Source organism: Streptomyces capparidis, assembly GCF_054782095.1.
The window spans coordinates 98,745-112,234 of record NZ_BAAGTD010000001.1 but is presented as its reverse complement, the minus strand read 5'-3'; the positions used below and the strand labels follow the sequence as shown (position 1 = coordinate 112,234).

Sequence of the window (13,490 nt, the reverse complement as noted above, 5' to 3'; positions counted from 1 at the left end):
GCGGCGCGGCACCCGCGTCGCAGTACGCCGGGCGGAGCGGTGGTGCGCGCCGCCCCGCGTGTCACATGTACGACCCGTAGGCGCCCGCGCTCCCGCCTTCACCGGCGCCGGCTCCGGGGGCCGTGGTGGCCGCTGTCCGTGCGGAGGACCGCGACCGGTGGCCCCTGGGCGGGCGGGTCTCCTCGCCGAGGGCCAGACTCAGCGTGGCGGTCAGTGCCACCTGGCCCCGGGTGGGAAGCGGCGTTCTGCCGGCTCCCCGACGGCGCAGGACCGCTCCGCCCTCGGGACTGCGCTGGACGGCGTACGGGCCCTGGGCCCGCCGCTCGATGCGCGGGCTGCGGTGGCTCTCGACGACCGCGAACCCGTACCACTGCTTGAGCCCGTGCCCCGCCACGTGCTCGTTGAGGATGTCGCCGTCCTCCGAGACCAGCCGCAGCACCAGGCCGTACGGGTCCCTGCGGGCGCGTCGCTGCCGCACCCAGGCGACGGCCGCCGCGACGGCGAGCGCGATCAGCACGAAGGCGGACACGAACGCCCACCAGTACTTCTCCCAGAGGCCGGGCTCCGGAGTCACCCGCACCGAGAGCGGCGCGCGTACCAGCGTCCGGTCGTCGCCGTCGGTGTCCACGACCACGACGGTGCCGACGAGCCGCAGTCCCCCGTCGCCGAGACGGTCACCGAAGGCGTCGGCCGCGGCGACCTCGACCGTCACCTTCCGTGTCGCGGACCGGCCGGGTTCGACCTCGATCTCGGCCGGGGTGACCGCCAGCAGCCCGGCCCTGAGGTCGGCGACGGACAGCCGCAGGGTGTGCGGGGTGCCGCTGGTGTTCCGGACCGTCAGGGTGCCGGTGAACGAGGAGCCGGGGTGGCCGTCCGCGGCGGGCAGGTCCAGCACGGCGGTGACCGGCAACTCCCCCGGGGCGACCCGGCCGCCCTCGCTGCGCGTGTCCGCGCTCAGCCCCGCGGCCGTCAGAGTGCCGCTGACCTTCAGGGCTCCGTCGGCGCTCTCCGGGATCCGTACGGATCCGGTGAAGGAGCCGTCACCCGCCGTGGGGTCGGAGCCCTTGCCGTCGTCGGTGAGGCGCAGCGCGACCGGGGTGAAGCCGTCCCCGGTCAGCTCGCTGCGGACGCGCAGCCCGGCGTAGTCGCGCGGGTCCTCGATCTCGTAGCCCTCGCGCGTCTGGAGCCGCATGGTCACCGTGACGTTCTCCCCGGCCTGCGGCGAGGGCGGGTCCATGGTGATGGCGCCGCGCAGCTCTCCCTGCCACAGCACGCTGACGGCCACCGGCAGCGAGCGGTGCCCCTTCGGGGCCTCGGCCTTCACCCGCCAGATGCCGGGCAGCGGATCGACGATCTTCAGCGCCTCGACGGTGCCGGTGCCGCCTGCCAGCTCGAAGCGCGACTTGCGGAAGGTCCCGGAGGTGGGCACTTCATGGCCGTTCGGGTCGACGTACGTGATCCGCACCTCGGGGTCGCCCTTGTCGACCACGATGCTGCCCACGGTGGCCAGCGGAGAGATGCCGATCTCCAGGGTCGTGGGGGGCCGCTTGCTGGGGCCCGCCTCGTGACGCAGGCAGTGCGCCGCCGCGAAGATCTTCTCGAGCGTGGTGCCGATGTCCTTCGCCCCGGAGACGCGGTGGGCCTTCGGCCGGGCGGAGGGCAGGTCGACGCAGCCCTTCTGGTATCCGCCGGCGGCCATCCGCTCGAGCTGCTCCTCGTTGGGGTCGGCACCGAAGCCGAGCGGCCAGATCTGCACCTTGTGGGCGGCGGCGTCCTTCAGCTCGCGCTCGAGCTGCCGCTCCCCCTCGGCCTCGCGGTGGGCGGGGTCGCCGTACTGCGGGCTTCCGGTGACGTCCATCTCCCCGTCGGTGAGGAGGAACAGCACGCGGGGCTGCGACGGGTCGGTCCCCTCGGTCAGTTCGTGCACCCCCTGGCGTATCGCGCTCGGGAAGTCGGTGCCGGTGCCCTCGCCCTTCCTGCGGCTGCGCAGCTTGTCGACGCAGGCACCGATCGTCTTGCGGCCCGCGGCGTCCAGCGTCGTCCGCGGGCACACCGCGTCCACCGCGCTCTGGTCACCGGACTCGGCAGCGGCGAAACCGAAGACCGTGACATGGGAGGACGAGGAGACGTCACCCAGCGCAATCCGTGTGGCCGCGGCCTTCTCGGCCTTCATGTCCTCGGCCGTGAGACTGGCGGACTGGTCCACGGCGATCGCGTAGTTCACCGATGTGACGGCCGGCCGGGACTGCGCTGCCGGCACCGCGTCCCGGCCGGCGGGTGCCGACAGGGACCCGAACACCGCTGCGGCACCCAGCGCCAGCGCCGCGGCGCGGCACACCCGGCCCCTTCCCGTCTGCCGTTTTCCCCTGACACTTCCCACGGCGTCCCCCCACGTTCCTCGTTCCTCGTTCGTCTCTGCGTCGTTTCTCCGGTGGCGCCTCAGGCGGCGGCGCGGGTCGCGTGTCAGCGGGCGGTCACCGCCCAGACCAGCACCAGCAGCGCCGAAGGAGCGAGCGAACCCACTCCCCATCGGATGGCCCGGTACTTGGCGGAGAGGATCGAGCTGACGTCCACGGCTTGGACGAGGAGCCACCCGACGGGATCGAGCCCGGCCTCGGTGACCCGGGCAGTCAGCCTTTCGAGGTCGCGGGGGGCCGTCAGGTCGCCGAAGTACGTCACCCCGTCCCGCCCGCGGACCGTTCCGGTGCGCGGTATGAGCGCTCCGATCAGCGCGGCCACCCCGACCACCCAGAGCAGACCGGCGAGGACGAGAGTCATGTCGGCGAGCCCGGGACTGCCGGGGTCGCCGTACCAGCCGATCAGCAGCGCGGGCAGCGCCAGCGTCCCCGAGAGCAGCACCGCCGCCTTCGCGTCGGCCCGGCCGAGGTCCTCCCGGACGGTGCTCAGCAGCCGCTCGGCTATGCGCTCCCCCGCTCGCTCATGAGCGAGGCACCCCGCGTCCGGAGCGGGTGCGACCGGGTCCTCGGGGGTTCTCGCCCCGCCTCCGCCAGTCATTGGTCCTCTTCCACCCAGGACCACCCGTCGTCCCGCGAGCGCTTCCTGCGGCGCGGCGGTTCCTCCTCGGCAGCCCTCTCCGCGTGGGCCTCCGCTCCGTGGGACTGCCGGCCCGCCCGGGAAGGCGGCTCGTCCGACATCCAGTCGGGGGTGAAGGGCTCCGCGGGGGACGGCTGGAGCTGCGGAAGCTCCCGGCGGGCGGGCATCGACCCGATGGGCCCCCGGATGGGGTGGCGGCGGCCCTCGTTGAGCAGGTTCAGCGCCTGTGTCTCCAGGTCGTTGGACTGGATCTCACCGCTGGCAACCATGGCGAAGAGCCGGTCGACGCGCTCCTTCTCGTCCTGTCGGCCCTCCTGGCGGATCTTCTCCAAGAAGTCCTTGGCCGCCTCGGGCTCGGCCGCCAGCATGTAGCTGAGCTGCTCCAGCTCTCCCCCCTGTAGCATCGCCCGGAACTGCTCCTGGCGCAGCCGCGTCAGCTCGGCCGAGGCGTGCGCGTCCCGGATGCCGTCCATGTGCGCGATCGTCCGGTCGTCCACCCGAAGGCGGACATACAGCCTCACCCGCAGGCCGAGCTCCGTTCCCAGGTCGTCCCAGCGGCCATTGGCGCACTCGCGCGTGATGGCGCGGTTGGCCTGCTCCGCCTCGGTCACCCGGTAGGTCGATGTCACCTCGCGAAGCCGCTCCAGCACCGGGGCGGTGAGCCGTTCGGCGACATCGGTCACGACCTCGACGGCGGTCAGATGCGGATCGGTCACGCTCCAATGGATGTCGACCTCCGCCCCGAAGAACGTGGTGCCACCCGCGGCCGGCAGTTCCATCCGCAGCGTCGTCCGAAAGGTGCCGAGCGCGATTTCGCACACGGTGTACGGCCGAGCCAACGCCCGCTTCCCGACGTGCTGGACACCCGAGACGGTGACCACGCTGTAGCCGCCGTTCCGGTAGAACAGCACCGACGCCGTCCGGGCGCTGATCTGCCGGAATCCGCCGGCCGGCGTGTACTCCCGCAGGAACGGGCCCGCGGGCGCCGGTCCGGCGGCCGGGTTCTGCGCTGCCGCCCTGTTCTCAGCCATGCTTCTCCTCCTCGCCCCCTCGGTCCCGCGGTCCGACAGCGAGCCACCACAGGGAGCGCGCCTGTGCATCCGGCAGCGGGTCCTCCGGATCGTTCATCATTCGGCGCAGCAGCCAGTCCAGCCGCCGCCGGTCGTCCTCCCCGGACGCCAACGCGGGCAGCAGAGCCGCCAGCCCCGGCCGAGTCCACTCAGTGCCGTCCTTGCGCACGGCCGACCGCAGAAGGGTCTCCAGTGCGTCCGTCGCCACGTCCTTCGACCGTGCCGTGTTCAACGCGGTCCACAGCAGGTCGGCCATGGGGGGCACGAGTTCCGGACGGATGACGGCGAGGGCCAGCGGAAGCGGGCAGTCCCCGCAGTCGCCCAGGGGGGAGTCCGGTTCGTCGGTCAGCGCCTCCTCCACCGTGGTCATGGCGAGCCGGACGGTCGTCACCAGGCCGAGGTCCTGGTACTGCTGGCGCTTGTGATGGGTCCACTCGGCCACCCGCCGCAGGACCTTCGCGCCGTCCGGCAGCCCCAGCAGCCGTACGACGTTGAACGAGGCGACCGCCAGTTGCTCCCCGTCGTCGCGGACACCGATGCGGGCGAGGGCGTCCAAGGCGTCATCCGTCGTGGCCGCGGCGTTCCCGTAGCCCAGCGCCATGGCCGCGGTCCAGCGCAGGGACTTCGTGCCGTACCTGCTCCAGTCCCGCACCAGCTTGTGCACCGTGTTCCGGTGCGAGGCATGACCGGCCGCCTGGTCCACCGCGGTGGCCGCGAAGACGCGTCGGCGGGGTTTGGCCGCCTCGGCGAGCGGTCTGATCAACTCGGTGTAACCGTGGTCGAAGTCCCGTACGCACAGCTCCCCGGCCGCGACCGCTGCGCGCATCCACACCTGCGAGCGCGGATCGTCGGCCAGCAGCCGCAGCCAGCGCACCACCGGTGCCCGGACGGGAAAGTGCCGGTCCCAGAGCTCGGTCAGCACCGCGGACGGCAGGGCGGTCCCCCTGTACCAGATGAGCCGCGCCGGCACCTCGGAACCGGCGACCTCGACCCCGCCTTCGGTCAGCTCGGCCCGTGACAGTGCCAGATCGGTGACCGGGTCATCGCAGAACAACGGGCGAGCCGGCGTGTGGTCCGGGTCGGCCTGCACGGACAGTTCCCAGGTCAGCAGGTGGGCGGCGGCGGCCACGGCACTGTGCGAGGCCCCGCCGAGCACGGCGAGGGCGATACGGAATGCCACCGGGTGGAAGAGCGCCGCAGTGCCCGGCCGACCGGCACTCCCGTCGGCCTCGTCCGGTGCCGCCAGCGCCCGGTCCACTCCCGCGAACCACTCCTGGGCCTGGTCGGCCGCGAGGCTCCGGCAACCGGACAGCAGCTCCTCGTGGGAGATCTCCCCCAGCACCCGCCCGGCCAGCAGGGACGCGAGCAGCTCGGCCTCGGCGGGGCGCAGGTCCTTGAGCCCGACCGCCTCCTTGACCTCCTCCCGGTCCGCCAGCTCCTGCGCGTCGGTCCGCAGCTCCTCCAGCCGGGCACTGCCGTCCGGCGCCCCGGCGGCGTGTTCCTCGAGTCGCTCACGCAGCCGGGTGCTGAGCAGCTCCTGGGTGGGCGCGGGCGGGCAGAGCATGCCGTAGCGTCCGGTCAGCAGGGAATTCGACGCCGACCCGACCGTGACGACGATCACCGCGAAGGCCTCGCACCGGGCCAGGGCCGCGGCGAGCTCGTCGAGGTCCATCTCGGCCGGGAGCAGCGCACCGGCCTTGGCGGAGGGCAGCTCCAGCAGATACCCGGCCCCGCGACGTCCTTCCGCGCCCTCGCCGCCCAGTGAGTCGGCCAGCCGCCGGACACCGCCGTCCGCGGCCACCCGCCGCACCCGTGAGCCGGCCGTGGACGCCCCGTCGGCGCTGTTCGCCGCGGTGGCCGTGACCTCGTCGAGGAGCGAGAGGGCGGTGCTGGTGCGCCCGGTGCCGGGAGCGGCACCGAGCACCAGCAGCCGGCGGGTGGTGAGAGCGCTGCGCAGCCGTACGTATCCCTCCGGTTCCACATGGATCCGGCGGAGCCTGCGCAGTTGCTCGTCGGGGACGGGCCCGCTGCGCATCCCCGCACCGGACTGCCGGGCCTCCATCCGCAGGTGGATGTCGCCGATGTGGGCGCTGTGTATGTACGAGCGGTCGAAGCTGTTGAGGTCCCGACCGGTGCCGAAGAGCATCCGGGTGGCACGGCGCGTCCGGGAAGCGGCGGCGAGGTCCGTGGGCCCGTCCTCGCCCTGCTCCTCGGCCAAGGGGTCGCGGGTGTGCTCCTTGAACCGCCCCGCGGCGCGCTCCCGCTCCTTCTCGCGTTCCGCGGCCTCGTCGTCGGCGGCGGCCCCGCCGCCGTCGGCCTTGCCCTCGTCCGCACGGGGCGGGTCGTCTCCGGCCCGCTCGTCGGCCCGATCCGGCCGGTGGTCGTCGCTCCTGCGGGGTCCTTCCTCGGGAAGCCCGCCGGCCCGCTGGTCGTCGGTCACCCGGCTCAGTCCCTTCGGGGTCCGGTGTCGCCGACGACCCGCCCGATGTGGACGGGCTGCTGGTAGACGTTTCCACGGTGCTGCGACATGTCGCCGTGGACCGTGTAGTGGACACCGGGTTCGCCGGACCGGTCGCCGGAGTCGCTGTCCGGAGCGGCGGGGGCGGCGGGGGCGGCGTCCCGGTCACCGGTGTCCGCACGGTCCGTGGGTGGCGGGTCGGCGGGCGGGACGGCGGGTGACGGCGGTGCGGCGGGCATCTGCGGGGCGGGCCGCCCGGGGAGGTGGAACCAGGCGGTGATCTCACCCGTCCCGTGTTCCAGACGGGCCGGGGAGTAGTGCGCGGGCTCGATGAACTTGCCGCCGCCGCTGACCACGTCCTCGTACAGGGACTGAGAGGCCACCAGGACCAGGTCGGCGCGCTGCTCGTCGAGCAGCCGCCGGGCGGGGGAGGAGTCGGCGAGTCCGCAGGCCAGGTCGACCGCGCGCCCGCTGATACCACGACCGTCGTGCCGTACGGGGCCGACGTGCATGCCGATCCGAAGCCCCAGGGGAACGCGCAGGGTGCGGTTCTCGTCCCGCAGCTTCTCGTGCACCTCGACCAGCCACAGGCCCACCAGTCGCGTCACCGCGATCCGGGCCGCCACCGACATCAGCACCCCGTCGCCGCGGTCCTCCATGTGCACGGCGTCCGATGCCACCTTGGTGTGGTCGAACGCCGTCTCCAGCACCCGGTAGATCCGGGCGCGCAGACCCGGCTTGTCGACGTCGTCGTACTGCTTGGAACGCCTGGCGTCGACGCTGATCACCGACTCGTAGCGCGCCTCGATGAGATCGATCCCGTCCCGGTCCACTCCAGCCCCCCTGGCCGTCCTGTGCGCTTGCCGTCCCCACCAGCGTCGGGCCCGGGACCAAGGCCGTCTGTAGCCGTTTACACACGGCGAGGCGCCTTCTACTCCCGATGTCCCTCCGCCAGGAGAGCGAGCAGTGGCGGGTCGAGGATCTCCACCATCCGGTTGCCGGTGCGCACGATGTTCTGGGTGCGCATGAGGCGCAGGGCTTTGGCAACGGCTTCCCGGGTGGCCCCTACGGTCGCCGCCAGCTCGTCCTGGGCCATTTGGACGACGAGGCCCTCTGGCGAAGGGCCGGATACCGGCGGGCTGTAGGGGCCGGAGGGTTCGATTCTCGACAGTTCGGTGAGGCGGCTGGCCAGGCGTTGCAACACGGTGAGCGAGGCGAGCGCGGAGCGTTCCTGGTCGGCGCTGCGGAGTCGGAAGGTGAGTTGGCGTATCACCAGGCCGCTGACCCTTGGGTGCAGCGCGAGGAAACGGCGAAATGTGTCCCCGGCTATGATCTGCACCTCTGTGGGCCCCAGCGCACGCAGGGTGGCGCTGCGGGGATGCGGTGCCAATGCGGCCATCTCGCCGATCAGTTCGCCGGGGCCGCGCAGACCGAGTATCAGTCGGGTGGCGCCACGATCCATCGCCACGGAAACCGTCACCCAACCCTGAATTATGATCATGACGTGGCTGGATCCGTCGCCCTCGGTCAGGAGATGAGTGTCGGGCGGATAGCGCTTTCGCTGCCCGAGGGCCATCACGCTCTCGCGCTCCTGAGGAGTCAGGGCGTGCGCGAACGCCAGCTCATCGCCGAGCAGCCCCACGGTCACACCCCCCGCCACAATCCAGACGCCGATTTTTCGATGGCGTTGATGGTGACAGGGTGAGACCTTGTGCCGAGTGGATCGCGCCACCCCGGCAGTACTGATCGGTAGTGATGGATCGGCAGGTGGGTAGCCCGAGTGGCCTATGCCATCCTCGCGGCCTCGCCACGGGGGCCCGCTCAAACCACTCGCACGGATCTTGTGACCTACGGACGACCTTGAGGTCAGGACCGCTAATCGGCCCTTGCCGCTTGATCAGCGCAAGTGATCGGCCAGGAGAGCCATACTTGGCGGAAATTTGAGTTTCCGCCGACGCAGCGGTGATGCCGTCTCGGCGTTCTGTGACTCTTGCAACGTTCGTTGCTGAAGTTGTCGGAGTGGGCAGACAGAGCAAGGACCGACCGAAGAAAGTCTTCGTCGGCCGGCGGAGAGAACCGGTCCGGTTCGCGACAGTGAAGATCGAATTCCGCTGTGGCGCGTACGGGATTGAACTCGCTGGAATGCCCCGGGCACGCTCTCCATACGTTCATTCAGTGCTCACCGAGGCGGAACGGCTCTCCCGCGTCGCCTCACCCCCGCGCCCGCCGGAGCGCTCTGTGCACCGCGGCGGCATCCGGCATCCGGTGCCGCGGCCGGCGCCCTGCGGCCCCTCGCGTGGTCCGCCTTCGGGACCGCCACCACGGAGCGGACTCCTCTGCTGACCGGTCAGCACGCAGCAGGCGACGGAGGCGGGAGAGACAACCGACGACGAGGGCCCCGACCAAGATCTTGGTCGGGGCCCTCGTCCGCCCTGCCGGGCGGCTGCGGAGGATACGAGATTCGAACTCGTGAGGGGTTGCCCCCAACACGCTTTCCAAGCGTGCGCCCTAGGCCTCTAGGCGAATCCTCCGTGGGAAAGAGTACAGGGTGCGCCGTGGTGCTCGCGAACCTGTTCCCGGGGGGTGCCGGGGGTGGGAAGGAGGGGGTCGGGGATCCGCTACGCTGGGGGACAGCCCCTCGTGCGGCGTCATCTCGCTGAACCCCCCCAGGGCCGGAAGGCAGCAAGGGTAGGTGAGCTCTGACGGGTGCACGAGGGGTCTTCACTGTCCGGTGGACGGCGGCTCCGGATGTCCGTCGGTCCCGTTATGGTCGGTAGCGTGTCGCTCGCTCTCTACCGCCGCTACCGCCCCGAGACCTATGCGGAGGTCATCGGGCAGGAGCACGTCACCGGCCCGCTCCAGCAGGCGCTGCGGAACAACCGGGTCAATCACGCGTACCTGTTCAGCGGCCCGCGCGGATGCGGGAAGACGACCAGCGCGCGCATCCTGGCGCGCTGCCTGAACTGTGAGAAGGGGCCCACGCCCACGCCCTGCGGGGAGTGCCGATCCTGCCGGGACCTGGCGCGGAACGGGCCGGGGTCCATCGACGTCATCGAGATCGACGCCGCCTCCCACGGCGGTGTGGACGACGCGCGCGACCTGCGGGAGAAGGCGTTCTTCGGCCCGGCGTCCAGCCGGTACAAGATCTACATCATCGACGAGGCGCACATGGTCACCTCGGCGGGGTTCAACGCCCTGCTGAAGGTGGTCGAGGAGCCGCCGGAGCATCTGAAGTTCATCTTCGCGACCACCGAGCCGGAGAAGGTCATCGGCACCATCCGGTCGCGCACCCACCACTACCCGTTCCGGCTGGTGCCGCCGGGGACCCTTCGGGAGTACCTGAAGGAGGTCTGCGAGAAGGAGGGCATCCCGGTCGAGGACGGGGTGCTGCCGCTGGTGGTGCGGGCCGGCGCCGGGTCGGTGCGCGACTCGATGTCGGTGATGGACCAGTTGCTCGCCGGGGCCGGTGCGGACGGCGTGACGTACGCCATGGCCACGGCGCTGCTCGGGTACACCGACGGGGCGCTGCTGGACGACGTGGTGGAGGCGTTCGCGGCGCGGGACGGCGCGGCCGTGTTCGAGGTGGTGGACCGGGTCGTGGAGGGCGGCCACGACCCGCGGCGGTTCGTGGCCGACCTGCTGGAGCGCCTGCGGGACCTGGTGATCCTGGCCGCGGTGCCGGACGCGGGCGACAAGGGGCTGCTGGACGTCCCCGCGGACGTGCTGGAGCGGATGAAGGCGCAGGCGGGCGCGTTCGGGGCGGCGGAGCTGAGCCGGGCGGCCGACCTGGTCAACACCGGGCTGACGGAGATGCGGGGGGCCACCTCGCCCCGGTTGCAGCTCGAGCTGATCTGCGCGCGGGTGATGCTGCCCGCGGCGTACGAGGACGAGCGGTCGCTGCTCGCGCGGGTGGAGCAACTGGAGCGGCGGGCCGTGGCCGGCGTTCCCGGAGGGGCGGCGGCGTTCTCCGGGGGCGGTGGGGTCCAGGGGACGGGGGGTGCCGCGCCCGCCGTGCCCCCGCCCGCCGCCGCCCGGCCCGCGGCTCAGGCCCCCGCGGCTCCGGCCCCCGCCGCTCAGGCTCCCGTGCCCCCCGCTCCCGCGGCTGCCGCGCCCCCGCCGCCCCCCGCGGCGCAGCCCGCCCCGGCCGCCGCTCCCGCCCCCGCCGGGGACGGGGCGGGCAAGCCCGGCGCCTGGCCCGTCCCGCGCAGCTTCCCCAGCCGGAGCGGAGGGCCGGCCCAGCCCGCACCCCCCGCCCAACCGCAACCCCAGCCCCAGGCGCCCACCCCGGCACCCCCGCCCACCCCCGCGGCCCCACCGGCCCCGGCCCCCGCGGCCACCCCCCATGTCGCCGCCGAGGGAGCCGCGAGCGTGCGGCAGATGTGGCCGCAGATCCTCGACGCGGTCAAGAACCGCCGCCGCTTCACCTGGATCCTGCTGAGCCAGAACGCGCAGGTGGCGGGCTTCGACGGCAACACCCTCCAGGTGTCGTTCGGCAACCCGGGGGCCAGGGACAGCTTCGTCAACGGCGGCAGCGACGAGGTGCTGCGCCAGGCGATCAGCGACCAGTTCGGCGTGCAGTGGCGCATCGAGGCGATCGTGGACCCGTCCGGTGGCGCGGCCACCCCGGCCCCCGCGGGCGGCGGCGCCGGATGGGGCGGCGGCGCTCCCCCGGCGCGCCCGGCGCCCGCCCCCGCGCCGACGGCCCCCCCGGGCGCGCCCCCGCCGCCCGGCCCCGCACCCCACCACCCCGCCCCGCACGCCTCCGCGTCGGCCGCCGCCCCGGCACGCCCCGCCGCGGCACCCGCCGCTCCGCCGCCGCCCCCGGTGGCGCCGGAGGACGACGTCCCGGAGGAGGACGACCCGGACCTGGACGACGCCGCCCTCAGCGGCCACGACCTGATCATCCGGGAGCTGGGCGCCACCGTCATCGAGGAGATCGCCCACGAGTAGCGGGGCGAGGACGGGCCCGCGCCGGCCGCCGGGCGGGCGCACCGGGGGCGCGTCCGCGCGGCACCCGGGGCGCCCGGGGAGCGCCCGCGCGGCGGCGGTCCCCCGCGTTCCCCGGCCGTTCCTCTCCCGCATACGGCGATCACACGCCGGACCACGTAGGCTCACTGCTGACCGAAGGAACGCCGGGCGCCTGGCGCACGGCGTCGCGCACATGTCGTCGAGGCAGGACAGGCAGGAGCGAGACCAGTGATCCCCGGTGCCCAGCCCAACATGCAGCAGCTCCTCAAGCAGGCCCAGAAGATGCAGCAGGAGCTCGCGGCGGCCCAGCAGGAGCTCGCCGAGACCCTGGTGGAGGGGTCCGCGGGCGGCGGTCTGGTGAAGGCGACCGTCACGGGCGCGGGCGAGCTGCGCGGCCTGCACATCTCCCCGGACGCCGTGGACCCGGAGGACACCGAGACGCTCGCCGACCTCGTCGTCGCCGCGGTGCGGGACGCCAACAACGCCGCGCAGGACCTCCAGCAGAAGAAGCTCGGCCCGCTCACCCAGGGCCTGGGCGGGGGAATGCCGGGCCTGCCGTTCTAGCGGACGGGCGGGGCGGGCCGCGGCGGGCCGCCGGATGTGACAGCAGCGGACTCGGAGAGAGCTAAGGCGGGGAGCAAGTGTACGAGGGCGTGGTCCAGGACCTCATCGACGAGTTGGGCAGGCTGCCCGGCGTCGGGCCCAAGAGCGCGCAGCGCATCGCCTTCCACATCCTCCAGTCCGATCCGGCCGACGTGCGCCGCCTCGCCCACGCCCTCACGCAGGTCAAGGAAAAGGTGCGGTTCTGCGCCGTCTGCGGCAATGTGGCTTCCGAGGAGCGCTGCCGCGTCTGCCAGGACCCGCGCCGCGACCCCGCGGTGATCTGCGTGGTCGAGGAGCCGAAGGACGTCGTCGCGATCGAGCGCACCCGGGAGTTCCGCGGCCGCTACCACGTGCTCGGCGGGGCGATCAGCCCCATCGAGGGCGTCGGCCCCGACGACCTGCGGATCCGTGAGCTGCTCGCCCGGCTCGCCGACGGAAGCGTCACCGAGCTGATCCTGGCCACGGACCCCAATCTCGAGGGCGAGGCCACGGCGACGTATCTGGCGCGCATGATCAAGCCCATGGGTTTGAAGGTCACCAGACTGGCCAGTGGCCTGCCCGTGGGTGGAGATTTGGAGTACGCCGACGAGGTCACGTTGGGACGGGCCTTCGAAGGGAGACGACTGCTCGATGTCTGACACGGCCACCACCACGCCCGCCGTCCCGCCGGACGGACCCACCGACTTCGCCGTCCAGATCTGCGACCAGATCGAGAGCTTCATCGTCGCGGTGCACGAGGTCGCCAAGGGCGACGAGCCGGGCAGCGCGATCTCCATGCTGCTGCTCGAGGTCTCCCAGTTGCTGCTCGCCGGCGGCCGGCTCGGCGCGATCGAGGACGTCCTCCCGGACGAGCGCTACGAGCCCGACGCGGGCCCCGAGCCGGACGCCGACCAGTTGCGCGAGCGCCTGGCGGTGCTGCTGGAGCCGGTGGACGTCTACTCGGAGGTCTTCGACCCGTACGTGCCGCGCTCCGCGCCGGTCACCTGCCGCATCTCGGACGACCTGGCGGACGTGGTGACGGACCTGACGCACGGCCTGGTCCACTACAAGGCGGGCCGCACCGCCGAGGCGCTGTGGTGGTGGCAGTTCTCCTACCTGTCGAACTGGGGCGCCACCGCGAGCGCCGTGCTGCGCGCCCTCCAGTCGCTGGTGGCCCACGTGCGGCTGGACACCCCGCTGGACGCGCTGGTGGACGGCATGGACACCGACAGCGCGCCGGACGACGAGGACATCGAGCGGGAGGCCGGCGCGGTGATGGCGGCGGAGATCGCCGAGCCGCTGGGGCTGCGGCCCCGCTGACCGCCGCGGACCGGCCCGCGGCGCGGGGGTTACCACCG

At 72.9% G+C, this 13,490-nt stretch carries 10 protein-coding genes, 1 tRNA gene and 1 other RNA gene; 5 read left to right on the top strand and 7 right to left on the bottom strand.

Annotated features, from left to right (window positions below):
* Positions 1–61 precede the first annotated feature (61 nt).
* The 7 genes from ACYVO2_RS00550 to ACYVO2_RS00520 all read right to left on the bottom strand — a co-directional run bounded on the left by ACYVO2_RS00550 (position 62) and on the right by ACYVO2_RS00520 (position 9,113).
* Positions 62–2,224 carry a VWA domain-containing protein gene (locus tag ACYVO2_RS00550; RefSeq protein ID WP_461005479.1) on the bottom strand — a complete coding sequence of 721 codons (2,163 nt, stop codon included), beginning with the start codon at positions 2,222–2,224 and terminating at the stop codon, positions 62–64.
* A gap of 239 nt (positions 2,225–2,463) precedes the next feature.
* The gene (locus ACYVO2_RS00545; RefSeq protein ID WP_461005478.1) at positions 2,464–3,015 is read right to left on the bottom strand and encodes a Pycsar system effector family protein; all 552 of its coding nucleotides are present in this window, start codon (positions 3,013–3,015) and stop codon (positions 2,464–2,466) included.
* Entirely contained in the window at positions 3,012–4,085 is a 1,074-nt protein-coding gene (locus ACYVO2_RS00540; protein ID WP_461005477.1) for a hypothetical protein, read from the bottom strand. Before ACYVO2_RS00540 ends, ACYVO2_RS00545 begins: the two co-directional genes overlap by 4 nt.
* Positions 4,078–6,564, bottom strand: coding sequence for a hypothetical protein (locus ACYVO2_RS00535; protein ID WP_461005476.1), 2,487 nt, complete (start codon positions 6,562–6,564; stop codon positions 4,078–4,080). The genes ACYVO2_RS00540 and ACYVO2_RS00535 overlap by 8 nt, the downstream gene beginning before the upstream one ends.
* 5 nt (positions 6,565–6,569) lie before the next feature.
* The gene (locus ACYVO2_RS00530) at positions 6,570–7,415 is read right to left on the bottom strand and encodes a hypothetical protein (protein ID WP_461005475.1); all 846 of its coding nucleotides are present in this window, start codon (positions 7,413–7,415) and stop codon (positions 6,570–6,572) included.
* A 98-nt stretch (positions 7,416–7,513) separates the two neighbouring features.
* Positions 7,514–8,224 (bottom strand): Crp/Fnr family transcriptional regulator, encoded by a 711-nt coding sequence (locus ACYVO2_RS00525; RefSeq protein ID WP_461005474.1) that lies wholly within the window; start codon positions 8,222–8,224, stop codon positions 7,514–7,516.
* An 804-nt stretch (positions 8,225–9,028) separates the two neighbouring features.
* A tRNA-Ser gene (locus ACYVO2_RS00520) sits at positions 9,029–9,113 on the bottom strand.
* A 98-nt stretch (positions 9,114–9,211) separates the two neighbouring features.
* Between ACYVO2_RS00520 and ffs the strand changes: the two genes are divergently transcribed.
* The 5 genes from ffs to ACYVO2_RS00495 all read left to right on the top strand — a co-directional run bounded on the left by ffs (position 9,212) and on the right by ACYVO2_RS00495 (position 13,452).
* Positions 9,212–9,308: signal recognition particle sRNA small type (gene ffs / locus ACYVO2_RS00515), an RNA gene on the top strand.
* Positions 9,309–9,348: 40 nt separating this feature from the next.
* Positions 9,349–11,532, top strand: a complete 2,184-nt coding sequence (locus ACYVO2_RS00510; protein ID WP_461005473.1) for a DNA polymerase III subunit gamma and tau — start codon at positions 9,349–9,351, stop codon at positions 11,530–11,532.
* Positions 11,533–11,802: 270 nt separating this feature from the next.
* Positions 11,803–12,114, top strand: a complete 312-nt coding sequence (locus ACYVO2_RS00505; RefSeq protein WP_461005752.1) for a YbaB/EbfC family nucleoid-associated protein — start codon at positions 11,803–11,805, stop codon at positions 12,112–12,114.
* Between the two features lie 77 nt (positions 12,115–12,191).
* Entirely contained in the window at positions 12,192–12,791 is a 600-nt protein-coding gene (gene recR, locus ACYVO2_RS00500) for a recombination mediator RecR (RefSeq protein ID WP_461005472.1), read from the top strand.
* Positions 12,784–13,452 (top strand): DUF5063 domain-containing protein, encoded by a 669-nt coding sequence (locus ACYVO2_RS00495; RefSeq protein WP_461005471.1) that lies wholly within the window; start codon positions 12,784–12,786, stop codon positions 13,450–13,452. The genes recR and ACYVO2_RS00495 overlap by 8 nt, the downstream gene beginning before the upstream one ends.
* Positions 13,453–13,490: the final 38 nt, after the last annotated feature.

Bases quoted from the DNA above. Each gene is read 5' to 3' on its own strand.
- ACYVO2_RS00505 (WP_461005752.1), top strand. From the start codon at position 11,803: ATGCAGCAGCTCCTCAAGCAGGCCCAGAAGATGCAGCAGGAGCTCGCG.
- ACYVO2_RS00545 (WP_461005478.1), bottom strand. From the start codon at position 3,015: ATGACTGGCGGAGGCGGGGCGAGAACCCCCGAGGACCCGGTCGCACCC.
- ACYVO2_RS00495 (WP_461005471.1), top strand. From the start codon at position 12,784: ATGTCTGACACGGCCACCACCACGCCCGCCGTCCCGCCGGACGGACCC.
- ACYVO2_RS00540 (WP_461005477.1), bottom strand. From the start codon at position 4,085: ATGGCTGAGAACAGGGCGGCAGCGCAGAACCCGGCCGCCGGACCGGCG.
- ACYVO2_RS00510 (WP_461005473.1), top strand. From the start codon at position 9,349: ATGGTCGGTAGCGTGTCGCTCGCTCTCTACCGCCGCTACCGCCCCGAG.